The sequence below is a fragment of the Salinibacterium sp. ZJ70 genome (assembly GCF_011751865.2).
In the GTDB taxonomy this organism is placed as follows: Bacteria; Actinomycetota; Actinomycetes; order Actinomycetales; family Microbacteriaceae; genus Homoserinibacter.
The window spans coordinates 1,809,909-1,833,405 of record NZ_CP061770.1 but is presented as its reverse complement, the minus strand read 5'-3'; the positions used below and the strand labels follow the sequence as shown (position 1 = coordinate 1,833,405).

The window sequence follows — 23,497 nt, the reverse complement described above, 5'->3', positions numbered from 1 at the left end:
TACGACTCGAAGGCCGTCCCCTGTGGTGGGGGGACGGCCTTCGTTCCGTCAGACGAGGGTGCGGTCAGGTGCGCATGATCGAGCCGCCCGCGCGCACACGCGAGACCGCGTCGACGGTGGCGGCGAGGATGAGCACGCCGCCTGTCACGATGAAGTTGACGCCTGCCGGGAGGTTGAGCAGCCCCAGGCCGTTCGCGATCACCGCGATCACGAGTGCGCCGATCGCGGCGTGCATGAGGCGGCCGCGGCCTCCGAAGAGGCTCACGCCGCCGACGACGGCCGCGGCGACCCCGCTCAGCACGATCGCCGTTCCGAAGCCGGCATTGACTGAGCCGACCTTGCTCGCACTGAAGACACCCGAGAGCACGGCGAGAGTCGAGCACACGACGAACGCCGCCCAGCGGATGGCGACGACCTTGATGCCCGCGCGGCGTGCTGCCTCCGCGTTTCCGCCGATCGCGTAGATGTAGCGGCCGAACGACGTGCGGTCGAGCACGAAGGTGCCGATCCAGAGGATGACGAGCACGATCGGCACCACGATCGGCACGCCCTCGATGACCTTGACACTCGCGGAGCGGTTGGAGCTCAGCACAGCCACGAAGAATCCGCCGACGACGGTGATCGCCGCGAGCTTCGCCCACACGAGCGTGATCGTGCGGTTCGGAACGCCCGCGCGGTCGCGACTGCGGCGATCCCACATCGATGTCGCGAACGAGACCAGCAGCACGATGGCGAGCATCGCCCACCCGGCCCACACGGGCATGTTGGCATTCTGGATCGCGAGGAACTCGGGGACCTGGATGCGGAACACACCGCCGTCTCCGAGCAGGATCAGCGTCACGCCCTGCAGGCCGATGAACAAGCCGAGTGTCACGACGAACGACGGGATGCCGACGCGCGCCACGAAGAAACCGATGAATGCGCCGATGACCACGCCGACGCCGAGGGCGAAGAACAGCGCGAGAAGCCAGTGCATGGCGATCGTGTCGGGTTTGGTCAGGACGACGAACAGTGAGAGCGCGACGCCGGAGGTGACACCCGCCGAGAGGTCGATCTCGCCGAGAAGGATCACGAAGACGAGCGCCATCGCGAGCATGACGAGCGAGGCGGCCTGGGTGAGGAGGTTCGCGAAGTTCCGCTCGGTGAGGAAGTACTGCTGGCCGAGCATCGTCTCGCTGAGGATCGTGAAGAGGATCACGAGCGCGAAGAGGCCGCCGATGGCGGGAAGCGCGCCCATGTCGCCGTGGCGCACACGCTGGAACCACGCGCGCGCCTGATCCATGAAGCCGCCCTCCTGGCCGCTTCCGATGAGTCCGGACGCGGGCAGGTTGGTGGTGTCGACGCCGGGGTCGGCGGCGGGGGAGGTGGTCATGCGGACGCTCCGTTGTAGGTCTTGCTGCCGGTGATGTAGCCGACGACGTCGTCGCTGTTCGTCTGCTCCGTCGGGATCGACGCGACCATCGTGCCGAGGTACAGCACGTTGACGTAGTCGCAGACCTTGAAGACGTCCTGCAGGTTGTGGCTGATGATGATGACCGCGACGCCCTGATCGGCGAGGCGCCGCACGAGGCTGAGCACCTGCTCGGTCTGGGCGACGCCGAGAGCCGCAGTCGGCTCGTCGAGGATCACGAGCCGGGCCTTCTTGAGCACGGCACGCGCGATCGCGACGGTCTGGCGCTGACCTCCGGAGAGCGAGGAGACCTTCTGTCGCACCGACTTCACGGTGCGCACGGAGAGCGAACGGAGCGTGTCGCTCGCCTCGCGCTCCATCTGGCCTTCGTCGAACGTGCGGTACTTCGTCTCCTCTCGCCCGAGGAACATGTTCTGCACGATGTCGAGGTTGTCGCACAGGGCGAGGTCCTGGTAGACGACCTCGATGCCGAGACGGGAGGCGTCGCGCGGCGTGTGGAGGTGGATCACCTCGCCCCCGAACGTCACGGTTCCCTCGTCGTAGGGCTGCACGCCCGCGAGGCCCTTGATGAGAGTCGACTTGCCGGCGCCGTTGTCGCCGACGAGGGCGGTGACCTTGCCGGGGTAGGCCTTGAGGTTGACGCCCTTGAGGACGTTCACGGGGCCGAAGCTCTTCTTCACATCGGCGAGTTCGATGAGCGGCTCATCCATGCCGGGTTCCTTCCTTGAGGGACGACGGTGTCCCGTGAAGCGAGTGGGAGTGGGAGTGGGGGCGGTACGGGAAGGGGTCCCGCCGCAGCTGCTGCCGCGACGGGACCCGAACCGGGGGGTTTACTTCACGCCGTGCTGCTCGCAGGCAGCTGCGACGTCGCCGGTGCAGAGCGTCGAGGCGCTCGCGTTGCCGTCGTCGATGACCTTCTGCACCTCAGCCGGGCCGACGAGCACCGGGGTGACCGCGATGTAGGGCGTGCCGTCCTCGAGCTCCTTGTCGACGGTCGGGGTCTCTCCGTTGAGGAGAGCGATCGCGAGATCCGCAGCCGCGGCGGCCTCGAGCTGGAACGGCTTGTAGACCGTGGCGGTCTGCTTGCCGAGCAGCACGTTCTGCAGGCCGGCGACCGAGGCATCCTGACCCGAGACGGGAACGGTGAGGCCGTTCTTGTCGAGGATCGAGATGACACCCTGGGCGTTGGCGTCGTTGGCCGACCACACCGCGTCGACCTGTCCGCCGAGGGCGGTGAGAGCCTGCTCGAAGTTCTCAGCCGACTTCTCCGTGTCCCAGATGCCTGTCGGCTCGGCGGCGGCCTTGATGCCCGCCTCCTCCATGACGCGCACGGCACCGGTGCGGAACATCGCCGCGTTTCCATCTGCGGGGTCGCCGCCCATGTACACGACGACAGCCGTGGCCGGGTCCTTGCCGGCGGCCTTCAGTCCGTCGACGACCGACTGGCCTTCGAGCTCGCCGACCTTCTCGTTGTCGAACGAGACGTAGTAGTCGGCGCCCTCGATCGGACGGTCGTAGGCGATGACCGGGATGCCCTCGGCCTGAGCCTTCTGGGTGACGGCGACAGCCGCGCCCTGGTGGTCGGTGAGGAGCATCACGCCGCAGCCCTTGCTGAGCTGCTGGTCGGCGATCGTGGCGTACTGGTTGGTGTCTCCCTGTGCGTTCTGGATGTCGGCCTCGAAGCCGGCGTCGGTGAGCGCCTTCTCGAGCGCGGGGCGGTCGCCGTTCTCCCAGCGGTCGGAGGATTCGGTGTCGGGAAGGATGATGCAGGCGCGGGTCGACGCCTCGCCTCCGTTCGTGCTGCCGCCCGTGGAGTCGGAGTTGGAACAGCCGGTCAGAACCAGTGCAGAGGCACCGGCGAGTGCAACGAGCGAAATCAACGATGACTTCTTCACGTCACTCCCTTTCTCGTGGGTGAGGGGGAACTTCCTCGAAGTGCCGCCTTCGGCTTTGAACGGCGGCAGGGCCATCGTGCACTGAATTCAAGACTTGAAGATACGGTGTCCCCGAAGAATGTCGTAACGGTTCGATAACGCGCACTAAACCCCAGGTCAGCGCCTGTTGGTGATAAATCATCGCTGGGGTGCATTCACTTCGGAATGTGAAGAGTCGGCCTCCGCTGACCGTGCCGCCCCCAACGACGACGGGCCGCCACCCCGAAGGGTGACGGCCCGTGAAAGGACTGCGATCAGCGCGCGGCGCCCTTGAGGCTGCCCGTGGTCTGGCCAGCAGGGTCGACGATCACACACGACACGAGACGGTCGTCGAAGTCGTTCCAGCTGCCCTCGGTCGGCATGTAGTACGAGAAGTACAGCTCCGAGGAGTCGTAGTCGACGCCGACGAACTCGGCGAACGCGGTGTAGCAGTGCTCGTCGGCCTGCTCCTCGATCGTGGCAACGCCGGGGAACTCGGAACCGCTCAGGCGCAGCTCGCTGTAGATCTCCGAGTCGTGCGGCTCCGAACACGGCACGATCGGGACCTGCGAGACCTCGTCGCCGGATGCCGAGTCGTTCAGGCAGTCGCCGACGCGCATGAGGAAGACGTCGCTCGCCTCGTTGCCTTCGATGACCTGGCCGGTCTCGTCACGCGTGGCGTCGCCGCCGCCCGTGAGGGACTGCAGAATGCCGCAGCCGGTGAGGAGGGACGCGATCACGCCTGCGGAGGCGACGGCGAGCAGCATACGGGGGGTGGAGGGGGACACGTGGGGGCCTTTCTAGATGTGGTGGACGTGGTCGAGCGTCCGATCGTGCAGCACGCCATTGGTCGCGATCACGCCGGGCGTGCGGAAGTCATCGCCTCCATCGGTCCCGGTGATGCGACCGCCAGCCTCGCGGATCACCGGTACGAGTGCAGCGATGTCCCACGGCTTCAGGTCGAACTCTCCCACGATATCGATGCTTCCCTCAGCTAGGAGCATGTACGACCAGAGGTCGCCGAACGCGCGCGTACGCCCCACCGCGCGGCTCAGCGACACGAGGTCGTCGAGGTGCCCGTATTGATCCCACATCTGCAGGTTGTTGTAGCTCAGCGTGGCCTCGGCGAGCTCGTCGACAGCGCTCACGTGCAGCGGGCGACGTTCCCCGCCGTCCTGCTGCATCCACGCGCCGAGACCGGTTGCGCCCCACCAGCGGCGCCCCAGCGCGGGTGCGCTCACGACGCCCACCTGCGGCACGCCGTCGATCGCGAGCGCGATGAGAGCGCCCCAGATGGGGACGCCGCGTGCGAAGTTGCTCGTCCCGTCGATGGGGTCGATGATCCATCGGCGGTGGGGGACCGCGTCGTCCGTGTCGCCGCCGTACTCCTCGCCGAGGATCGCGTCGTCGGGTCGGGCACGGGAGAGGTGTTCGCGGATGACCTGCTCCACGCGGGTGTCCGCATCGGTCACGAGAGACTTGTCTGCCTTGACCTGGATGCCGAGATCCTGAGACTCGTAGCGGTCCAGGGCGATCAGGTCCGCCTCGGCGGCGAGCGTCAGGGCGAGGGCGAGGTCGTCGGCGAGAGTGGGATCGAACACCCTTGAAGCCTAACGGCCGGTGTCCGGCCCCAGAGTGGCGAGCAGGCGCTGCAGCGAGTCGACGCGAGCAGCATCGAGGCGCCCCTCCGCGACCGCCTCGTTGAGGCAGCAGTCGGGGGCGGCGGCGAGGTGCGTGCACCCGCGGGGGCAGTCCTCGGCGACGGCTGCGAGATCCGAGAATCCCCGCAGGATGTTCGCCGGGTTCACGTGGCCCAACCCGAACGAGCGCACACCGGGGGTGTCGATGATCCAGCCGCCCGAGGGCAGGCGCACGGAGACCGTCGACGATGAGGTGTGACGCCCGCGGCCGGTCACGGCGTTGACGACGCCGACGGCGCGATCCAGACCCGGTACGAGCGCATTCACGAGCGTCGACTTTCCGACGCCCGAGTGCCCGACGGCGACCGTGGTGTGTCCTTCGAGCATCGGGGTGAGCTCGTCGATCGGCCACGCGCCCTGCGCGCTGCGCACCACGGGGATGTCGAGCCCCGCGAAGTTCTCGAGGAACGGTCCTGGATCGGCGAGGTCGGTCTTCGTGACCACCATGATCGGGTGCACGCCGGCATCGTACGCCGCCACGAGGTAACGGTCCACGAGACGCGGGCGCGGCTCCGGGTCGGCTGCTGCGATGACGATGAGCAGCTGGTCGGCGTTCGCGACGATGATGCGCTCCACAGCGTCGGTGTCGTCGGCGCTGCGTCGCAGAAGGGTCGTGCGCGGTTGGATGCGCACGATGCGCGCGAGGCTGCCCTCGAAGCCCGTCACGTCCCCGACGAGGTCGACACGGTCGCCCGTCACGATCGCCTGGTCGCGCAGCTCGCGGGCGCGCGTCGCGGTCACGGTGTGCTCGGTCGGCAGATCCTGGTCGATGAGAACCGTATAGCGGCCGCGATCGACCGACAGCACGCGCGCGGTCACCGCATCGTCGTGCGTCGGGCGGATCTTGGTGCGGGGTCGGTTGCCCTTCGGGTTGGGTCGCACCCGCACGGCAGACTCATCCCACTCGTCGAAGCCTTCGGCTTCGTCGTCGTCGTCGCTCCACCAGCTCACTGCGTTCCGCCCATCACAGAGGCAGCGTCTCCCAGCGTGTCGCCTGCGGCTCCCTGCCGAGCATCGCGTGCCACAGCTCCGGGAACTCGGGAAGCGTCTTCGAGGTGCACGCGATGTCATCGACCGTCACGTCGGGGGTCACGAGGCCCGCGATCGCGCCAGCCGTCGCCATCCGGTGGTCGGCGTAGGCTTCCCAGGCGCCGCCGTGCATCGGGCGCGGATGGATCTCGAGGCCCTCGTCGAGTTCGACGACCTCGCCGCCGAGGCGGCCGATCTCGGTCGCGAGCGCAGCCAGACGATCGGTCTCGTGCCCGCGCAGGTGCCCGATGCCGGTGATCGTCGACGGTCCGTCGGCGAAGGCGAGCAGGGTCGCGAGTGGGGGAGCGAGCTCGCCGCCGATCGTGAGGTCGAGATCCGCCGCCCGCACGGGCGTGCCGCCGAGCACTCCGGCTCCGCCGTCGACCGTCACCGCGTCGCCAGCGCGCGACACGGTCGCGCCGAGCTGCGGCAGGATGCGGAGGAACTCGTCGCCCACCTGGGTGGTGGAGCGCGGCCAGCCATCGATCGTCACGGTGCCGCCCGCCATGAGCGCCGCGGCCAGGAACGGACCGGCGTTCGAGAGATCCGGTTCGATCTCGACATCGATCGCCCGGATCGGCTGCGGGGCGACGACCCACACCCCCGTCTCCGGCTCCTCGACGACCACGCCGCGGGCCGCGAGACACTCGATCGTCATGCGGATGTGGGGCATGCTCGGCAGACGCTCGCCCACATGGCGCAGCGTGAGGCCTTCGGTGAAGCGCGGGGCCGCGAGCAGCAGCCCTGAGACGAACTGACTCGAGGCGGAGGCATCGATCTCGAGCTCGCCGCCGCGCACCTCGCCCGTGCCGTGCACTGTGAACGGCATCGCACCGCGCCCGTCGTCGTTCACCTCGACGCCGAGGCCGCGCAGGGCGTCGATCGTCACGTTCATGGGGCGCTTGCGCGCGTAGGGGTCGCCGTCGACGCTCGTGGGGCCGAGTGCCAGGGCCGACACGATCGGGAGGAAGCGCATGACGGTGCCGGCGAGTCCGCCGTCGATCGTCGAACCGAAGAGCTCGCCCGGGGTGACCCGCAGATCCGGGCCGTAGTCGCCGTCGCCTGGCACCTCGACGATGTCGACGCCCAGCCCGCGCAGGCCCTCGATCATGAGAGCGGAATCACGCGAGTGCAGTGGACGACGGATCGTCGACGGCCCGTCAGCGAGCGCCGCGAGGATGAGCTCGCGGTTGGTGAGGCTCTTCGATCCGGGAAGCGTGAGGCGCGCTGACAGCGGACCTGCCGCGAGCGGTGCTCGCCACGGCCCCGGATCGCCTCCCATCGGGCTCGAAGGATCACCGGGCTGCCCCGAGAGGTCGGGGAGCAGCTCGTCACGGCCGGAATAACTGAGGACACCCATCGGTTGTCAAGGGTAGTGCCCCTACGGGGAGGAAGGGAGTCGACGTGCAGCTGGCGGTCGCGGAACCACGGTCGGACCAGCAGGTCATGACCGTAGACTCTCTTGGGATGTCCCAGAACGAGCACCCCCAACCGACGGCTGACGAGCTCCGCGCCCTGTTCACCGAGCAGGCGATCCCCTTCATGGATCAGCTCTACGCCGCGGCGATGCGCATGACACGCAACGCCCCGGATGCGGGCGATCTGGTGCAGGAGACGTACACGAAGGCCTTCCAGGCGTTCGCCGGGTTCGAACAGGGCACCAATCTCAAGGCCTGGCTGTACCGGATCCTCACCAACACGTACATCAATGCGTATCGAAAGAACCAGCGCACGCCGTACCAGGGCGCCCTCGACGAGCTCGAGGACTGGCAGGTGGGGGGCGCCGAATCTCTCACCCTCGGGCGCACGACGCGCTCGGCGGAGGCGGAGGCGATCGACCACCTTCCCGACTCCGACGTCAAGGAGGCGCTGCAGTCGATCCCGGAGGACTTCCGGCTCGCTGTGTACCTCGCCGACGTGGAGGGCTTCTCCTACCAGGAGATCGCCGACATCATGAAGACACCGGTCGGCACCGTGATGAGCCGACTGCACCGTGGACGCCGCCTTCTGCGGGAGCGGCTCGCAGACTACGCACGAGAGCGCGGCTACATCGCCGCGGACCCCAATGGGAGCAAGAGATGACCGACTGCGGATGCGACAAGGCCAAGGCCGAGCTCGAGGAGTTCCTGCATCGCGAGCTGTCCCCTCAGGACCTCACCGACATCGAGGAGCACCTCGAATCGTGCGACGACTGCTCGGGAGAGCACCTCGTGGGGCTGACTCTCCTGCAGAAGGTGCAGCGCGCCTGCACCGAGAAGGCTCCCGAGGAGCTGCGCGCGTCGATCCTCCGTGCCCTCGATGGCGCGTCGGATGAACGGGTGCCAGAGACGCTCTGACGTGCTGACCTGATCAGCGGGTTCCGCCGACCTGCTCGGCAGGTGCGCAACATGCAGAAGGGGCCCGGATCGTGAGATCCGGGCCCCTTCTGGTGTCGTCGCTAGAGCGCGAGTGCAGCGGCCATGAGGGCAGCGTGCTCGGCGGCGCTGCGCTTCGAGGAGCCAGCCGCGGTCGACGCCGACGCGGGGCGCATCGACGACAGCAGCGGGCGGTCGCCGAGGAGCTTCGGCAGCTCGAGCGCCAGGAACGGCCAGGCGCCCTGGTTCGCGGGCTCGTCCTGGACCCACATGATCTCGGCGTTCGGGTATCGCTCGAACACCGCACGGAGCTGCGCTTCGGGAACCGGGTAGAACTGCTCGAGGCGCACGAGGGCGAACGCATCCTGGTCGTCGCGCTTGCCGATCTCCGACAGCAGGTCGTAGTGCAGCTTGCCGGAGTGCAGCAGCACGCGCTTCACCGTCGACGGATCCTGGATGCGGGCGTCGTCGAGCACGGGCTCGAACTTGCCGTTCGTGAGATCCGCGACCTCGCTCGTCGCACCGCGCAGGCGCAGCATCGACTTCGGGGTGAAGACGATCAGCGGGCGACGGGGACGCGCGTACGCCTGGCGGCGCAGCAGGTGGAAGTACGACGCAGGCGTCGAGGGTCGTGCGATGGTCATGTTGTTCTCGGCCGCCATCTGCAGGTAGCGCTCGATGCGCGCCGACGAGTGGTCCGGTCCCTGGCCTTCGTAGCCGTGGGGGAGCAGCATGACGACGCTCGACCGCTGGCCCCACTTCTGCTCGGCGCTCGTGATGAACGTGTCGATGACCGTCTGGGCGCCGTCGGCGAAGTCGCCGAACTGCGCCTCCCACAGCACGAGGGCGTCGGGACGCTCCACCGAGTAGCCGTACTCGAATGCGAGGGTGGCGTACTCCGACAGCAGCGAGTCGTAGATCGCGAGACGAGCCTGGCTCTCGGAGAGGTTGCCGAGCGGCAGCCACTCCTGGCCGTTCTCACGGTCGTGGAACACGGCGTGACGCGAGACGAACGTGCCGCGGCGCGCATCCTGTCCGACGAGGCGGACGGGGGTGCCCTCGAGGAGCACCGAACCCAGCGCGATGAGCTCGGCGAAGCCCCAGTCGATCGAGCCGTTGCGGCTCATGTCGTAGCGCTTCTTGATGAGCTGCTGCAGCTTCGGGTGCACAGTGAAGCCCGCAGGCGGGTTGTTGTGCGCGTCTCCGATGAGCTCGACGACGCTCCTGTCGACCGCGGTGGATGCGGGCTCCCCGATGGAGTCGTCCTGCTGCGCGTCGGGGCGCTCAAGGTCGGCGACCGGGTTGTCGTCATCCGTGACGACCGGGATCGAGCCGGTCTGGGCGGCGTGCGTCTCCGCGAAGGCGCGCTCGAGGCGCTCCTGGAAGTCGCGCTGCGCCTGCTCGAACTCCTCCGGGGAGATGTCGCCACGACCGACGAGAGCCTCGGTGTAGAGCGTGCGCACGCTGCGCTTCGCCTCGATGAGGTTCGTCATGAGCGGCTGCGTCATCGACGGGTCGTCGCCCTCGTTGTGACCGCGGCGGCGGTAGCAGACGAGGTCGATGACGACGTCGCGCTTGAACTCCTGGCGGTACGCGAACGCGTGCTCCGCGACGCGCACAACGGCTTCGGGGTCGTCGCCGTTCACGTGGAAGATCGGCGCCTGGATGGTCTTGGCGACATCCGTGGAGTACACCGAGGTGCGGGCCTCCGACGGGGGCGTCGTGAAGCCGACCTGGTTGTTGATGACGACGTGCACGGTGCCGCCGGTCTTGAACGCGCGCAGCTGCGACATCTGCAGCACCTCGACCACGACACCCTGGCCCGCCATCGAGGCGTCGCCGTGGATGAGGATCGGGAGGGTGCCGTACTTGCCGTCGCCCTTGCGGTCCTGCTTGGCGCGCACGATTCCCTCGAGCACGCCGTCGACGGCCTCGAGGTGCGAGGGGTTCGCCGCGAGGTACACGGGGATCTGCTTGCCGCTCATCGCGGTGAAGGTGCCCTCGGTGCCGAGGTGGTACTTCACGTCTCCCGAGCCCTGCACCGTCTTCGGGTCCTGGGTTCCCTCGAACTCGCGGAAGATCTGGCCGTAGGTCTTGCCCGCGATGTTCGACAGCACGTTGAGACGACCGCGGTGCGCCATGCCGATCGCGACCTCGTCGAGGTCGTTCTCTGCGGCGCCCTGCAGGATCTCGTCGAGCAGCGGGATCGTCGACTCGCCGCCCTCGAGGCTGAAGCGCTTCTGGCCGACGTACTTGGTCTGCAGGAAGGTCTCGAAAGCCTCGGCTTCGTTGAGCTTGCTGAGAACGCGCATCTGCTCGTCGTGCGTGGGCTTGACGTAGGGCTTCTCGAGGCGCTCCTGGAACCAGGCGCGCTGCGCCGGGTCCTGGATGTGCATGTACTCGACGCCGACCGTGCGGCAGTACGAGTCGCGCAGAACACCGAGGATCTCGCGCAGCAGCATCGCGCGCTTGCCGCCGAAGCCGCCGGTCACGAACTCGCGGTCGAGATCCCAGAAGGTGAGACCGTGGCTCGCGATGTCGAGGTCGGGGTGCGACCGCTGGCGGTACTCGAGCGGGTCGGTGTCGGCCAGCAGGTGACCGCGCACACGGAACGAGTTGATGAGCTCCTGCACGCGCGACGACTTGGAGATGCGCTCCGAGACGTCGACGTTGATGTCCTCGGCCCAGTGGATCGGGTCGTAGGGGATGCGCAGGGCGGCGAAGATGTCCTCGTAGAAGTTGCGCTCTCCGATGAGGAGTTCGTGCACCTTCTTGAGGAACTCGCCCGAACCGGCACCCTGGATGACGCGGTGGTCGTAGGTGCTCGTGAGGGTGATCGTCTTGCCGATGCCGAGATCGACGAGGGTCTTGGGCGAGGAGCCCTGGAACGCCGCCGGGTACTCGAGCGCACCGGCGCCGATGATGCAGCCCTGGCCCTTCATGAGACGCGGAACCGAGTGCTCGGTGCCGATGCCGCCGGGGTTGGTGAGCGAGACCGTCACACCCTGGAAGTCGGTCGCCGTGAGCTTGTTGGCGCGAGCGCGGGCCACCACGTCTTCGTAGGCCGTCAGGAACTCGGCGAAGTTCATCGTGTCGGCGCGCTTGATGCCGGGCACGAGGAGCGAACGCGAGCCGTCGGGCTTCGGGAGGTCGATCGCGATGCCGAGGTTGATGTGCGCCGGCGCGACGACGGTCGGCTTGCCGTCATCCTCGCGGTAGAACACGTTCTGGCTCGGGAACTCCTTGAGCGTCTGAACCATCGCCCACGCGATGAGGTGCGTGAACGACACCTTGCCGCCGCGAGCACGACGCAGGTGGTTGTTGATGACGATGCGGTTGTCGATCATCAGCTTCGCCGGGATCGTGCGCACGCTCGTCGCGGTCGGAACCGTGAGGCTCTGATCCATGTTGGTCGCGAGGGACTTCGCCATGCCCTTGAGCACGGTGACCTTCTCCTCCGGCGCGGGAGCCGCGGCGTCCACGACCGGGTTCGACGCGGTGGTCGGCGCCTGAGCGGGGATCGGCTGCGGCTTCGCGGGGATCGAGGTCGTGCGCGCGATGGGCGTCGTCGTGGCAGCGGGCTCGCTCGGCGCGGCGACGGGAGCTTCGGCAGCAGCCGGCGGCTCGGTCAGCTCTTCGGGGATCTGGGATTCACCCCCGACCTGGCTCTTGGGTGCCTCGGAATCCGGGGCAGGGGGAGTCGACGTCTGAGTCGCGACAGGGATGGCCGACGTCGGCGTCGGATCATCGACCTTGCGGTACGACTCCAGAATCGGCCACCAGCTGCGGTCCACCGATTCCTTGTCCGCGAGGTATCGCTCGTACATCTCGTCGACGAGCCATTCGTTGGCTCCGAACTCGCCCGAAGTGCTGTCTTCGGGTGTCACTCCTGTGACGGGGTTGGACACTGCCGACCGCCCACTCTCACTACTCGCCGGTGCCCAGGGATCCGGGTGATCCCCGCTGGTCACACCGCAATAAGCCTAACGCGCTCTGCGGCTGAATGTGGACGCCTGCGCGCCGATTTTCCGAGAACCTCGCTCGCGGGAGGCGTACGGTGGGCGCATGCGCTTCACGGGACGGATTCCGGCACATGATCTGACCTACTCGGACGTGTTCATGGTGCCCAGCCGCTCGGATGTCGCGAGCCGTCTCGCGGTCGATCTGACCCCCACGGACGGCACAGGCGCGACCATCCCGATCGTGTCGGCGAACATGAACTCGGTCACCGGACCTCGCCTCTCGGCCTCGCTGGCGCGTCGCGGAGGGCTGGGTGTTCTTCCGCAGGACATGCCCCTACAGGAGCTCGATGCGGCGATCCGCTGGGTGAAGGAGCAGCCGTCCGAGTGGGATTCGCCTCTCGCCTTCTCGGCGGACGCGACGGTCGCCGAGGCTCGCCGTGTCGCGCCGGCGATCGCGGACGGCCTGATCGTGCTGCAGGATGCCGACGGTGCCGAGGCAGGGTGCGTCCCGCTCGCGCGTCTCGGCACGGCGCTCGATGACGCCCGTCTCGGCGATCTCGTGCACAGCAGCGTGGTCTCGCTCGATGCCGATGACATCCCGGGTCCGCGTGGGGCGTTCGACCTGCTCGTGGATGCCGACGCGGAGGCGGCGGTCGTGCGTCACCACGGGGCGATCATCGGCACGGTGACGCGCCGCAGTGCGCTGCGCTCGACGCTGTACCGTCCGGCTGTCGATCCTGCGGGGCGCCTGCGCGTCGCGGCCGCGGTGGGGATCAACGGCGATGTCGCGGCGAAGGCGCGCGCGCTCGTGGAAGCCGGAGTGGACGTGCTCGTGGTGGATACGGCGCACGGGCACCAGGAGAGCATGCTCGCGGCGCTCGGCACCATCGCCGAGCTCGACCTGGGCGTTCCGCTCGTCGCGGGAAACGTCGTGACCGCCGACGGTGTGCGCGATCTCGTCGCCGCGGGCGCCTCGATCGTGAAGGTCGGTGTGGGGCCCGGCGCCATGTGCACCACGCGCATGATGACCGCCGTCGGGCGGCCGCAGTTCTCGGCGGTTCTCGAGACAGCGGAGGCGGCGCGCGAGCTCGGTGCCCACGTCTGGGCGGATGGGGGCGTGCGCTATCCGCGTGACGTCGCACTCGCGCTCGCGGCGGGCGCCGCATCCGTCATGATCGGCTCCTGGTTCGCGGGCACCGTCGAAGCGCCGGGTGCGATCGAGACCGATGAGCACGGCCGGCTGTACAAGGAGAGCTGGGGCATGGCCTCGACGAAGGCTGTGCAGGCGCGCTTCGGCCGCCTCGACGCCTATGAGCGGGCGCGCAAGGAGCTCTTCGCCGAAGGAATCTCGAGCTCGCGCATCTACCTCGATCCGAACCGACCCTCCGTCGAGGATCTGCTCGACATGATCACCTCGGGCGTACGCAGCTCGTTCACCTACGCGGGAGCATCGACGCTCGACGAGTTCCATGAACGCGCGGTCATCGGATTCCAGTCCGCGGCTGGCTATGAGGAAGGCAAAGCGCTCCCCGTCAGCTGGTGAGCGCCTGGGCGAGCCGATGAGCATCCCGCCTCCGGCGTTCACTCAGACGCGCGCGCCCGCGAGGCTGTATTCTGGCTCGACTATGGATGACCCTCCGTCTTCGACGTCTGAGCCAGCCCACCATCCCACGCCGGGAGCGAACGTGCGAGGTGATGCCGGATGAGCGCGGAACTGTGGATGTTCCTCGCTGGCATGCTCCTCACGGTCGGAACCGGCCTCTTCGTCGCGAGCGAGTTCGCGCTCGTCAACCTCGATCGGCATGAGCTCGAAGCTCGCGCGGCGCAGGGCGAGACGATGCTGGGCTCCACGATCCGCGCGCTCAAGATCACCTCGACGCACCTGTCTGCCGCGCAGCTCGGCATCACGCTGACGACGCTTCTCGCCGGCTTCACGCTCGAGCCCGCATTCAGCGGATGGTTCGCGCCGCTGTTCGCGGGCTGGGGACTCGAGGGAGCGACCGCCCAGGTGATCGCGACGATCGTCTCGGTCGCGGTTGCGACTCTGCTGTCGATGATCATCGGCGAGCTCGTGCCGAAGAACTTCGCGCTCGCGCTGCCGCGCCAGACCGCGAAGATCGTGGTGCCGTTCCAGACTCTCTTCACGACCGTCTTCAAGCCCGCGATCGTCCTGCTCAACGGCACGGCGAACGCGGTGCTGCGGAGCATGGGCGTCGAGCCGAAGGAGGAGCTCAGCTCCGCGCGCACCGCGGATGAGCTCAAGAGCCTTGTGCGTCGCTCGGCCAGCCAAGGATCGCTCGACCGCGACACCGCGACGCTGCTCGCGCGCACGCTCGCGTTCTCGGAGCACTCCGCAGCCGATGTGATGACCCCGCGCCCGCGCCTGGCCACCGTCGAGCGCACCGACACGGCGGAGGCGGTCATCCAGCTCGCCCGCCGCACCGGCTACTCGCGCTTCCCCGTGCTGGACGACGACGTCGACGACATCGTGGGCGTCGTGCACGTCAAGCAGGCGGTCGCGGTGCCGCGTGAGCGTCGCGCCAGCGTGCCCGTGTCGGCTCTGCAGACGGACGCGCTGCGGGTGCCCGAGACCATGAAGCTCGACACACTGCTCGGTGAGCTGCGCGCGCAGAGCTACCAGCTCGCCGTCGTCGTCGACGAGTACGGCGGAACCGCGGGCGTCGCGACCCTCGAGGACCTCGTGGAGGAGCTCGTGGGCGAGGTGTCCGACGAGCACGACCGCACACGCGCTGGCGTCGTGCGCAGTCGCGACTGGCTCACGTTCCCCGGTGCACTGCGTCCCGATGAGCTCATCGAGCGCGCGGGCGTCAAGGTGCCCGAGGAGGGCCCCTACGAGACCGTCGGCGGGTACCTCATGAGCGAACTCGGTCGCATCCCCATGGTCGGCGACACCGTCGAGATCGACGCGGGCACGTTCCGCATCGAGCGGATGGACGGCCGGCGCATCGACCGCGTCCGCTTCACACCGCGTCCGGTCGAACACGAGGAGGTGCCCGCATGACCGCGACCGACTGGTGGGGCATCGCCTGGCTGTTCATCCTGCTCGCCGCGAACGCGTTCTTCGTCGGTGCGGAGTTCGCCGTCATCTCGGCGCGCCGCTCGCAGATCGAACCGCGCGCGGAGGCCGGGTCCCGCGCCGCCAAGACGGCGCTGTGGGCGATGGAGCACGCGACCCTCATGCTCGCGACCAGCCAGCTCGGCATCACCGTGTGCTCGCTGCTGATCCTCAACGTCTCGGAGCCCGCGATCAAGCACCTGCTCGAGGTGCCGTTGGGGGCGTTCGGGTGGAGCCCCGACGTCATCGCGACGGTCGCGTTCCTCGTGGCGCTGCTGCTCGTGTCGTTCCTGCACGTCGTGTTCGGCGAGATGGTGCCGAAGAACATCTCCTTCTCGCTCCCGGATCGCGCGGTGCTGCTTCTCGCGCCCCCGCTCGTGGGCGTCGCGCGGGTCTTCAAGCCCGTCATCTGGGCGCTCAACGAGACGGCGAACGGGGTGCTGCGGCTCTTCGGCGTCGAACCGAAGAACGAGGCGACGAGCGCGTTCACGGTCGAGGAGGTCGCCCTCATCGTGCGCACCTCGACGCGTGAGGGTGTGCTCGCCGACACGACCGGTGCACTCAGCAACGCGTTCGAGTTCACGACGAAGCGCGTCAAGGACGTCGCCGTGAGCATGGACGAGCTCGTGACCCTTCCCGAGGATGCGGCACCTGTCGACGTCGATCGCGCGGTCGCGCAGAACGGCTTCAGCCGCTACGTGCTCGTCGATGAGGAGGGCGAGCCGAGCGGCTACGTGCACCTCAAGGATGTGCTCGACCTCGACGACGACGAGTACACCGAGCCCGTGCCGCCCAAGCGCATCCGCCAGCTCATCTCGCTCTACCGCGAGATGGAGCTCGAGGACGCCCTCGCGACGCTCCGCCGCGCGGGAAGCCACGTGGCGCGCGTGTTCGATGAGAGCGGTGCGACCCAGGGTGTGCTGTTCCTCGAGGACATCATCGAGGAGCTCGTGGGCGAGGTGCAGGACGCCACACGGCGCCAGTAGCGACGGGGGCGGCCGTCAGGCCCAGCGCGCGCGGAGGTACTGGCCCGGCCAGTAATCCAGGTCGACGCCGAGCTCGTGCGCGGCCCGCAGAGGGAAATGCGGGTCGCGAAGCAGCTCGCGGCCCATCATCACCACGTCGGCCCGACCCTCGCGGATGATCGCATCCGCGTGGTCGGCCGTCGTGATGAGTCCGACGGTGGCGACCGTCGCGCCGGCGACGCCGCCCACCTCCTCGGCGAACGGCACCTGGTAGCCCGGCGAGAGGGGAATCTGCTGGTGTGCCACGAGGCCGCCGCTCGACACATCGAAGAGGTCAGCGCCGGCTTCGCGCGCCCACGATGCGACGACCGCGGTCTGCGCGGCATCCCAGCCGCCGTCGGCCCAATCGGTCGCAGAGAAGCGCACCAGGACGGGCACCGACTCGCCGACCTCCGCGCGGACGGCGCGGACGACTTCGAGGAGCAGACGGGCCCGGTTCTCGAGCGATCCGCCATAGGAGTCGTCGCGCAGGTTCGACAGCGGCGAGAGGAATTCGTGCAGCAGGTAGCCGTGGGCGGCGTGGATCTCGATGAGCTCGAACCCGGCGCGCAGCGAACGGCGGGCGGCCTCTGCGAAGGCAGACACGAGCTCGGCGATCTCGCTCACGGCGAGGGCGCGCGGCTCGGCGTAGCCGTCGAACGCGACCGCCGACGGCGCCACGGTCGTCCAACCGCCGTCGCTGAGCGGCACGCTTCCGCGGCCGGTCGCCCCCCACGGTGCGTAGGTCGATGCCTTCCGGCCGGCGTGAGCCAGCTGGATGCCGGGTACGGCACCCTGGGCGCGGATGAAGGCGGTGATGGGCTGCCACGCGTCCACCTGTGCGTCGTTCCAGATGCCGGTGTCGGCGGGCGTGATGCGACCCTCAGGCACCACCGCGGTCGCCTCCGCGATGACCGCCCCCGCGCCGCCGCGGGCGAGCGCCCCGAGGTGAACGAGATGCCAGTCGGTGGGCGCACCATCGTGGTCGTGAACCGCGTACTGGCACATGGGTGCGACCCACAGCCGATTGCGCACCTCGACGCCGCGCACGACGATCGGATCGAAGAGTCCCGTCATCGTGTCGCCTCCGCGAGACTCTCGAGGAATTCGCGCAGGCCCTGCACCGACCGGAACACATGCCCGGTCGCGCCGAGCGCGGTCGCGCCGTCGACGTTGACGGCCTTGTTGTCGATGAAGACCATCTGGGCAGGCTCGATGCCGAGCTCGGCGATGACGTGCTGGTAGATCTCCGCATCGGGCTTCAGCATCCCGAGCTCCGCGCTCACGAACACCCGCTCCATGACCGATGCGAACGGGGCGGCCCGGAACGCGGCGCCGAAGTCGAATCCCGCGTTCGACAGCAGCGCGACGCGCGTGCCGCCCCTGGCCAGCTCCTGGATGAGGTGCACGGTGCCGGGCTCCACGCTGATCCAGCTGCGGAAGTCGATCGCCCACAGGCGCTGGATGGTGGGCAGATCCCAGTCGGCGCCGAGGTCGGAGGCGACGGCCTTCCAGTAGTCGACGACGCTGATCTCGCCCTTGTCGAGCTGGTCGCGATGGCGCCAGTAGACGGGCCAGAACGCCTGAGCCTCCTGAGCTGCGGCCCCGAGGAGCGCGAGCGTGTCATGCCCGCTCTGCGACATCGAGATCACCTCCCCGTAGTCGAACACGACGACACGGCCGGGGATGTGAATGCTCATCGGTACAAACTATCCTGGCGCGCATGAGCGAGCTCTTCGGACCGGTTGATGCGGCGGGCGGGATCGCGGTTCCCGGCCCCGACGACGACAAGTACTCGCGCGGTGTGCTCGGGATCGCCGCGGGCTCCGCGGCCTACCCGGGGGCGGCTGTGCTCACGGTGGAGGCGGCGCTCCGCACGGGGGTGGGCATGGTGCGCTATCGCGGCGCGGGGCGCCCCACACGACTCGTGCTGCAGCGACGCCCGGAGGCCGTGACGGCAGCGGGGCGCGTGCAGGCGTGGATCGTGGGGCCCGGCCAGGACGCGGAGAACGTCGACGACATCACGGCGCGGCAGCGGGATCTCGCGCTGGCCGACGGGGTGCCGACCGTCATCGACGCGGGAGCCCTGCCGCACACCGCATCCGCTTCGGGGCTGCGCGTGCTCGTTCCGCATGCGCGGGAGCTCGCGCGGCTGCTCGACGTCGATCGTGCGGAGGTACTCGCCGATCCCGCCTCAAGCGCCCTCGCGGCCGCCGAGAGGGTCGACGGAGTCGTGCTGCTCAAGGGCCACACGACGCACATCGCCTCGCCCGACGGCTCGCTCCTGCGCGTCTCCACCGCGCCCGCCTGGACGGCGACCGCGGGGGCGGGGGATGCGCTCGCGGGGGTGCTCGGGGCGCTGCTGGCGACGCATGCGGCCGAACTCGTGGCGGACCCGCGTCAGGCGGCCCGGCTCGCGGCGACAGCTGCGGTCATCCACGGCGTCGCAGCCGATCGCGCGAGCCGCGGGGGACCGTTCACCGTCGTCGAGCTGTGCGAGCACATCCCGGGCGTCATCCGCGATCTCGTGGCGAACCGCTGACGCGGCTGCAGCAGAGGCGGAGACGCCTCAGCCGACGCGCGACAGGAACTCTCGGGTGCGCTCCTCGCGCGGGTTCGCGAAGAGCTCCCGCGCGGGGCCCTGCTCGACGACGACGCCCCCGTCGAGGAAGAGCACACGGTGCGCCACCTCCCGGGCGAACGCCATCTCGTGCGTCGCCATGAGGATCGTCGCGCCATCCGAGGCGAGTTCGCCCACCAGGTCGAGCACTTCGCCCACAAGCTCGGGGTCGAGAGCGCTCGTGATCTCGTCGAGCAGAAGCACCGTGGGGTTGGTCGCGATGGCGCGGACGATCGCCGCACGCTGCTGCTGGCCGCCCGAGAGGCGATCGGGGTGCTCTTTTGCCTTGTCGGCGAGGCCGATGCGCTCGAGCAGCTCGAGGCCACGCCGCTCGGCCTCCCGGCGCGGCACCCCGTGCACCGTGCGCGAAGCGAGGGCCACGTTGTCGAGCACCGAGAGGTGGGGGAACAGGTTGTAGTGCTGGAAGACCACGCCGAATCGTGCGCGCACCTCGTCCTGCTTGACGCGCGGATCCGAGATGTCACGACCTTCGAGCAGGATCTGTCCGTCGTCGATCGGTTCGAGCAGATTGAGGCAGCGCAGCAGCGTCGACTTGCCGGATCCGCTCGGGCCGATGAGCGCGACGACTTCGTGCTTCGCGAGGTCGAGCGAGATGCCGCGCAGCACCTCCTTCTCGCCGAACGCCTTCCAGATGTCGGTGGCCTGCAGGACGGGGTTCATACGATCGATCCCATCTGCTCGCGGCTGCGCAGTCGCGCGGTGTACCAGTCGGCGAGCCGGATGGTGGGGATCGCCAGGAGGATGAACAGGAGCCCCGCGACGATGTACGGGGTGAAGTTGTAGGCCTGCGCGGTCTCGAGCTGCGCGCCGCGTACGGCGTCGACGGCGCCGAGCACGGAGATGAGCCCGACATCCTTCTGCATCGCGACGAAGTCGTTCATGAGAGCCGGCGTCATCTTGCGCACCGCCTGCGGCATGACGACGATCCGAAGTGTCTTGGCGTAGCTGAGCCCGAGGGCACGGGCGGCCAGGCGCTGCGAGGGGTGGACCGCTTCGATGCCCGCGCGGATCACCTCACTGACGTAGGCCGAGTAGGTGAGGGTGAGCGCAATGGTGCCCAGCACCACGACAGGGATGCGTTCGTTGAGAAGCCCGGGGATGCCGTAGCCCACGAGATACAGCACGATGATGAGCGGCAGTCCGCGGAAGATGTCCGTGTAGCCCGCAGCGATCGCGCGCAGCGGGAAGAAGACGGGCCCGCGGAGCGTGCGGATCACCGCGATGAGCGTCGCGGTGATGGCGACGGTCACAACCGAGATGCCGAGCAGCTGCAGGTTCAGCAGGAAGCCCTCGGCCACCCGGGGGATCGCCTGGACGAACGTCTCCGGATCGAAGAAGGTGCGCTGGACAGCGGCCCAGCCGGGGGTGTTGATGACCGTCAGCCACAGGATGAGGGCCAGGGCGAGCGTCGAAGCGATCGCGATGAGGATGGAGCGAACCGACTGCGTCGTGCGGTACGCCCGACGGCCGAGCTCAAGTTCGCTCGGCCGTCGGGTCGTCACATCATTCACGGAGTCGACGCTACCTGAGGTGGCGCCGTGCTCTGTCACGTCAGGAGAGCTTGGCGACGCCCGCCTCAGCACCGAGCCACTTGTCGGTGATCTCCTGCAGCTTGCCGCTGTCGCGCAGCTTCTCGATCGCCGCCGAGACACGCTCAGTCAGCGGCGAGCCCTTCGCCAGCACGATGCCCCACTCGTCCGAGATGCCAGCGCTCGGGAGCTCGCCGACGATGAAGCTGTTGTCGATCTCGACGCCGGTCGTGTAGAAGGCGGTGGGGAGGTCGAGCGCGATCGCGTCGATCTGACCCGACTCGAGCGCGAGCTTCACATCCTCGTTGGTGTTGAAGTACTGAACACCAGCGGTCGGGGCGACGACCTGCTCGACCGTCTGGCCGCTCGTGGTGCCGGTCATGGCGCCGATCAGCAGGCCCTTGAGGTCCTCGATCGAGGTCGCGCCGTCGGCGTTGCCGCCCTCGATGGCGACGAGCGCCTGGGTCGCGGCGTAGTACGGGGCAGAGAAGTCGACGTTCTCCTTGCGCTCGGCGGTGATCGAGAACTGCTGGATGTTGAGGTCGTAGTCCTTCGGGCCCGGCGCGATGGCGGACTCGAAGCTCGTGCGCACCCACTCGACGTCGTCGGCCTCGAAGCCGAGCTCTTCGGCGATGGCGTAGGCGACAGCGGCTTCGAAGCCCTCGCCCGACTCGGGTGCGTCGTCGATGACGTACGGGTAGTAGGCCATTTCGCCGGTGGCGATGGTGAGCTTGCCGTCGGTGACGAACTCGTCGTTCACGTATTCGGTTGTCTGGGCGTCGCCGGCGCAGGCCGCCAGGGCGAACGCGAGTGCGGACGCCGAGGCGACGGCGGCGAAGCGCGAGATGCGGGACATGTTTGCCTCCATGTTCGATGCGGGTGCTTCCATCATTCCGTGTCGGACGACTCGGCGCTCGCCCCAGCGTCATCCGATGTCACGCACGCCGGTACGCTGGCCGACATGACAGGCGGGGAGAACGCAGCGCCGACTCCCTGGCATCATCGCCGACTCCTGCTGTGGGGCGCGTTCTTCGCGGTGCATCTGGTGCTCGGGTACATCTGCCTCACAGCCCCGAGCCTCCCGATGGGCGACGTCACCATCACCTACATCCCCTGGGTTCGGTCGGGCGTCGAGGCCGGCATCTGGCTGGGGATCGACGCGCCGTGGGTGTATCCGGTGCTCGCGATGCTGCCGATGCTCGGCTCTCTCACGTTCGGCTGGAGTCTCTTCGCCGCCACCTGGCTGACGCTCGTGACCCTCGTCGACGCGGTGGCGTTCGCGGTGCTTCTCCACGGACGCCGCGCTCCGCGCGCAGCCTGGTGGTGGCTCGCCTTCCTGCTCGCCGTGGGGCCTGTGACCCTCGGGCGGATCGACGCCTTCTCGACCGCCATCGCGGTGATCGGCGTGCTCGTGGTGATCGCACGGCCCGCACTCGGCGCGTCGCTGCTCACCATCGGGGCGTGGATCAAGGTGTGGCCGGCCGCCCTCGTCGCCGCGGCCTTCATCGCGCTGCGGTCACGGCTCGCGGTGGCCGTCGCCGCGGCAGGCACGACGCTCGCGGTGATCGTCGCCGCTCTCGCGCTCGGCGGAGGCCCCGCGCTGTTCAGCTTCATCACCCAGCAGACCGACCGAGGCCTGCAGATCGAGTCACCGCTCGCGACGGTCGCCATGTGGTCGGCGTGGGCGGGCGGCCCGAACGCGATCTACTACGACCGCGAGATCCTCACCTACCAGTTCTCGGGCGAGGGCGTCGAGCTCGCGGCCGCACTGTCGACTCCGCTGCTCGCTCTCGCCGTCGGCGCGATCCTCGCGCTCGGGGTCATCGGCGCCCGGCGGCGCGTGCACCCGGAGCGCCTGCTGCCTGCGCTCGTGCTCGCCTTCACGACTGCGCTCATCCTGTTCAACAAAGTGGGGTCGCCGCAGTTCGCGGGATGGCTCGCCGTGCCGGTCATCCTCGGCCTCGTGAGCGCGTCGCACGGTCGCGGAGTCGACTACCGCGTGCCCGCCTCACTCGCGCTCGCGATCGGCGCGCTCACACACGCCGTGTATCCCTACGCGTACGGGATGCTGCTGCGGCTCGACACGGTGATCCTGCTCGTGCTCACGGCGCGCAACGCGCTCTACGCTGTGCTGTTCGCGTGGGCCATCGCGTCGCTCGTCGGAATCGTCCGCGGGCAGCGGAGCGAGACCGCCGTGGCTCAGAACGCGCCGACGTGGGCATCCTGAACGAGGATGCCGTCCTGGATCGCACGGCGACGCAGCGCGACCTTCGTGCCCACATCGATTCCCGCGACGCGGTACTTCTCGCGGATGCGCTTGAGGTAGCTCTTGGCGGTCTCCTCCGAGATGCCGAGCTGGTAGGCGACCGACTTCACCGGCTCGCCACCGCCGTAGAGCGCCATCACGCGGCGCTCCTGCGCTGAGAGCTTCGGGGCGCCGCCGATGTCGGAGGCGTTGAGCGCGAGGTCGAGCTCCGCCGAGATGAAGCTCTCGCCCTTCGAAGCGGCGCGGATGGCTTCGACGATCATCTCGGCCTGCTCCGTCTTCACCAGGTACCCGAGAGCGCCCGCGGCGAGAGCCTCGCGCACGACGTTCGGCTCCGAGTAGGTGCTCATGAGCACGACGCGCACGCCGGTCGACTTGAGCGCCGCGATCTTCACCGCGACAGGGATGTTGTCCTTGAGATCGAGGTCGAGCAGCACGACGTCGACCGGGAACGCGGGATGCGTGAGGAGTTCGGGCCAGGTCGCGAGTGCCGCGACCACGTCGATCTCGTCGGTCGCGTTGCGGATCCAGTTCGCGAGACCACTCAGGATCATGCGGTGATCGTCAACGAGTGCGAGGCGGATGGGTCCGGCCATCGGTGTCTCCTTCGGC

General features: G+C 68.7%; 21 protein-coding genes. 7 read left to right on the top strand and 14 right to left on the bottom strand.

Going from position 1 to position 23,497, the window contains the following annotated elements:
- Positions 1-64 precede the first annotated feature (64 nt).
- From HCR12_RS08665 to aroA, 7 genes are all read right to left on the bottom strand, one after another.
- A complete protein-coding gene (locus HCR12_RS08665) occupies positions 65-1,372 on the bottom strand; it encodes a sugar ABC transporter permease (RefSeq protein ID WP_224763365.1) in 1,308 nt (435 codons plus the stop codon).
- Positions 1,369-2,121 (bottom strand): ATP-binding cassette domain-containing protein, encoded by a 753-nt coding sequence (locus HCR12_RS08660; RefSeq protein WP_166865382.1) that lies wholly within the window; start codon positions 2,119-2,121, stop codon positions 1,369-1,371. Before HCR12_RS08660 ends, HCR12_RS08665 begins: the two co-directional genes overlap by 4 nt.
- A 120-nt stretch (positions 2,122-2,241) precedes the next feature.
- Positions 2,242-3,291: a sugar ABC transporter substrate-binding protein gene (locus tag HCR12_RS08655; RefSeq protein ID WP_224763364.1), complete on the bottom strand. Its 1,050-nt coding sequence runs from the start codon at positions 3,289-3,291 to the stop codon at positions 2,242-2,244.
- Between the two features lie 308 nt (positions 3,292-3,599).
- Positions 3,600-4,112, bottom strand: a complete 513-nt coding sequence (locus tag HCR12_RS08650) for a septum formation family protein (RefSeq protein WP_166865377.1) — start codon at positions 4,110-4,112, stop codon at positions 3,600-3,602.
- A gap of 12 nt (positions 4,113-4,124) precedes the next feature.
- Positions 4,125-4,925, bottom strand: coding sequence for an inositol monophosphatase family protein (locus HCR12_RS08645; protein WP_166865375.1), 801 nt, complete (start codon positions 4,923-4,925; stop codon positions 4,125-4,127).
- Between the two features lie 9 nt (positions 4,926-4,934).
- Positions 4,935-5,975 carry a ribosome small subunit-dependent GTPase A gene (gene rsgA, locus HCR12_RS08640; protein WP_224763362.1) on the bottom strand — a complete coding sequence of 347 codons (1,041 nt, stop codon included), beginning with the start codon at positions 5,973-5,975 and terminating at the stop codon, positions 4,935-4,937.
- A 13-nt stretch (positions 5,976-5,988) separates the two neighbouring features.
- Positions 5,989-7,413 carry a 3-phosphoshikimate 1-carboxyvinyltransferase gene (gene aroA, locus HCR12_RS08635; RefSeq protein ID WP_166865370.1) on the bottom strand — a complete coding sequence of 475 codons (1,425 nt, stop codon included), beginning with the start codon at positions 7,411-7,413 and terminating at the stop codon, positions 5,989-5,991.
- A 107-nt stretch (positions 7,414-7,520) separates the two neighbouring features.
- Here aroA and HCR12_RS08630 point away from each other — a divergent pair, with 107 nt between their 5' ends.
- Both HCR12_RS08630 and HCR12_RS08625 read left to right on the top strand, forming a co-directional pair.
- Positions 7,521-8,135 (top strand): sigma-70 family RNA polymerase sigma factor, encoded by a 615-nt coding sequence (locus tag HCR12_RS08630; RefSeq protein WP_224763360.1) that lies wholly within the window; start codon positions 7,521-7,523, stop codon positions 8,133-8,135.
- Entirely contained in the window at positions 8,132-8,389 is a 258-nt protein-coding gene (locus tag HCR12_RS08625; RefSeq protein ID WP_166865366.1) for a zf-HC2 domain-containing protein, read from the top strand. The genes HCR12_RS08630 and HCR12_RS08625 overlap by 4 nt, the downstream gene beginning before the upstream one ends.
- A gap of 101 nt (positions 8,390-8,490) precedes the next feature.
- On the opposite strand, the gene HCR12_RS08620 is transcribed toward HCR12_RS08625, so the two are convergent.
- Entirely contained in the window at positions 8,491-12,315 is a 3,825-nt protein-coding gene (locus HCR12_RS08620; protein WP_166865362.1) for a multifunctional oxoglutarate decarboxylase/oxoglutarate dehydrogenase thiamine pyrophosphate-binding subunit/dihydrolipoyllysine-residue succinyltransferase subunit, read from the bottom strand.
- Between the two features lie 157 nt (positions 12,316-12,472).
- On the opposite strand from HCR12_RS08620, the gene guaB1 reads away from it, so the two are divergent.
- The 3 genes from guaB1 to HCR12_RS08605 all read left to right on the top strand — a co-directional run bounded on the left by guaB1 (position 12,473) and on the right by HCR12_RS08605 (position 16,431).
- Positions 12,473-13,912, top strand: a complete 1,440-nt coding sequence (gene guaB1, locus HCR12_RS08615) for a GMP reductase (RefSeq protein WP_166865361.1) — start codon at positions 12,473-12,475, stop codon at positions 13,910-13,912.
- A gap of 159 nt (positions 13,913-14,071) precedes the next feature.
- Positions 14,072-15,391 (top strand): hemolysin family protein, encoded by a 1,320-nt coding sequence (locus HCR12_RS08610; protein ID WP_166865360.1) that lies wholly within the window; start codon positions 14,072-14,074, stop codon positions 15,389-15,391.
- Positions 15,388-16,431 carry a hemolysin family protein gene (locus HCR12_RS08605; protein ID WP_166865359.1) on the top strand — a complete coding sequence of 348 codons (1,044 nt, stop codon included), beginning with the start codon at positions 15,388-15,390 and terminating at the stop codon, positions 16,429-16,431. Before HCR12_RS08610 ends, HCR12_RS08605 begins: the two co-directional genes overlap by 4 nt.
- A 15-nt stretch (positions 16,432-16,446) precedes the next feature.
- Here HCR12_RS08605 and HCR12_RS08600 read toward each other — a convergent pair whose 3' ends face one another.
- Both HCR12_RS08600 and HCR12_RS08595 read right to left on the bottom strand, forming a co-directional pair.
- Positions 16,447-17,526, bottom strand: a complete 1,080-nt coding sequence (locus tag HCR12_RS08600; protein WP_166865358.1) for an NADH:flavin oxidoreductase/NADH oxidase — start codon at positions 17,524-17,526, stop codon at positions 16,447-16,449.
- Positions 17,523-18,149 (bottom strand): HAD family hydrolase, encoded by a 627-nt coding sequence (locus HCR12_RS08595; protein WP_166865357.1) that lies wholly within the window; start codon positions 18,147-18,149, stop codon positions 17,523-17,525. The genes HCR12_RS08600 and HCR12_RS08595 overlap by 4 nt, the downstream gene beginning before the upstream one ends.
- A gap of 23 nt (positions 18,150-18,172) precedes the next feature.
- Here HCR12_RS08595 and HCR12_RS08590 point away from each other — a divergent pair, with 23 nt between their 5' ends.
- Entirely contained in the window at positions 18,173-18,991 is an 819-nt protein-coding gene (locus HCR12_RS08590) for an ADP-dependent NAD(P)H-hydrate dehydratase (protein ID WP_166865355.1), read from the top strand.
- Positions 18,992-19,018: 27 nt separating this feature from the next.
- On the opposite strand, the gene HCR12_RS08585 is transcribed toward HCR12_RS08590, so the two are convergent.
- From HCR12_RS08585 to HCR12_RS08575, 3 genes are read right to left on the bottom strand one after another with little or no spacing between them, the layout of a single operon-like run.
- The gene (locus HCR12_RS08585) at positions 19,019-19,750 is read right to left on the bottom strand and encodes an amino acid ABC transporter ATP-binding protein (RefSeq protein WP_166865352.1); all 732 of its coding nucleotides are present in this window, start codon (positions 19,748-19,750) and stop codon (positions 19,019-19,021) included.
- Positions 19,747-20,592: an amino acid ABC transporter permease gene (locus HCR12_RS08580; protein ID WP_166867288.1), complete on the bottom strand. Its 846-nt coding sequence runs from the start codon at positions 20,590-20,592 to the stop codon at positions 19,747-19,749. Before HCR12_RS08580 ends, HCR12_RS08585 begins: the two co-directional genes overlap by 4 nt.
- A gap of 49 nt (positions 20,593-20,641) precedes the next feature.
- The gene (locus tag HCR12_RS08575; protein ID WP_166865349.1) at positions 20,642-21,475 is read right to left on the bottom strand and encodes an ABC transporter substrate-binding protein; all 834 of its coding nucleotides are present in this window, start codon (positions 21,473-21,475) and stop codon (positions 20,642-20,644) included.
- 105 nt (positions 21,476-21,580) lie between these two features.
- Between HCR12_RS08575 and HCR12_RS08570 the strand changes: the two genes are divergently transcribed.
- The gene (locus HCR12_RS08570) at positions 21,581-22,846 is read left to right on the top strand and encodes a glycosyltransferase 87 family protein (RefSeq protein ID WP_166865346.1); all 1,266 of its coding nucleotides are present in this window, start codon (positions 21,581-21,583) and stop codon (positions 22,844-22,846) included.
- On the opposite strand, the gene HCR12_RS08565 is transcribed toward HCR12_RS08570, so the two are convergent.
- A complete protein-coding gene (locus tag HCR12_RS08565) occupies positions 22,819-23,481 on the bottom strand; it encodes a response regulator transcription factor (RefSeq protein ID WP_166865343.1) in 663 nt (220 codons plus the stop codon). The genes HCR12_RS08570 and HCR12_RS08565 overlap by 28 nt on opposite strands.
- Positions 23,482-23,497 lie beyond the last annotated feature (16 nt).

Bases quoted from the DNA above. Each gene is read 5' to 3' on its own strand.
- HCR12_RS08595 (WP_166865357.1), bottom strand. From the start codon at position 18,149: ATGAGCATTCACATCCCCGGCCGTGTCGTCGTGTTCGACTACGGGGAG.
- HCR12_RS08605 (WP_166865359.1), top strand. From the start codon at position 15,388: ATGACCGCGACCGACTGGTGGGGCATCGCCTGGCTGTTCATCCTGCTC.
- HCR12_RS08625 (WP_166865366.1), top strand. From the start codon at position 8,132: ATGACCGACTGCGGATGCGACAAGGCCAAGGCCGAGCTCGAGGAGTTC.
- HCR12_RS08665 (WP_224763365.1), bottom strand. From the start codon at position 1,372: ATGACCACCTCCCCCGCCGCCGACCCCGGCGTCGACACCACCAACCTG.
- HCR12_RS08585 (WP_166865352.1), bottom strand. From the start codon at position 19,750: ATGAACCCCGTCCTGCAGGCCACCGACATCTGGAAGGCGTTCGGCGAG.
- HCR12_RS08610 (WP_166865360.1), top strand. From the start codon at position 14,072: ATGAGCGCGGAACTGTGGATGTTCCTCGCTGGCATGCTCCTCACGGTC.
- HCR12_RS08565 (WP_166865343.1), bottom strand. From the start codon at position 23,481: ATGGCCGGACCCATCCGCCTCGCACTCGTTGACGATCACCGCATGATC.
- guaB1 (WP_166865361.1), top strand. From the start codon at position 12,473: ATGCGCTTCACGGGACGGATTCCGGCACATGATCTGACCTACTCGGAC.
- HCR12_RS08660 (WP_166865382.1), bottom strand. From the start codon at position 2,121: ATGGATGAGCCGCTCATCGAACTCGCCGATGTGAAGAAGAGCTTCGGC.
- HCR12_RS08570 (WP_166865346.1), top strand. From the start codon at position 21,581: ATGACAGGCGGGGAGAACGCAGCGCCGACTCCCTGGCATCATCGCCGA.
- HCR12_RS08600 (WP_166865358.1), bottom strand. From the start codon at position 17,526: ATGACGGGACTCTTCGATCCGATCGTCGTGCGCGGCGTCGAGGTGCGC.
- HCR12_RS08590 (WP_166865355.1), top strand. From the start codon at position 18,173: ATGAGCGAGCTCTTCGGACCGGTTGATGCGGCGGGCGGGATCGCGGTT.
- HCR12_RS08630 (WP_224763360.1), top strand. From the start codon at position 7,521: ATGTCCCAGAACGAGCACCCCCAACCGACGGCTGACGAGCTCCGCGCC.
- HCR12_RS08575 (WP_166865349.1), bottom strand. From the start codon at position 21,475: ATGTCCCGCATCTCGCGCTTCGCCGCCGTCGCCTCGGCGTCCGCACTC.
- aroA (WP_166865370.1), bottom strand. From the start codon at position 7,413: ATGGGTGTCCTCAGTTATTCCGGCCGTGACGAGCTGCTCCCCGACCTC.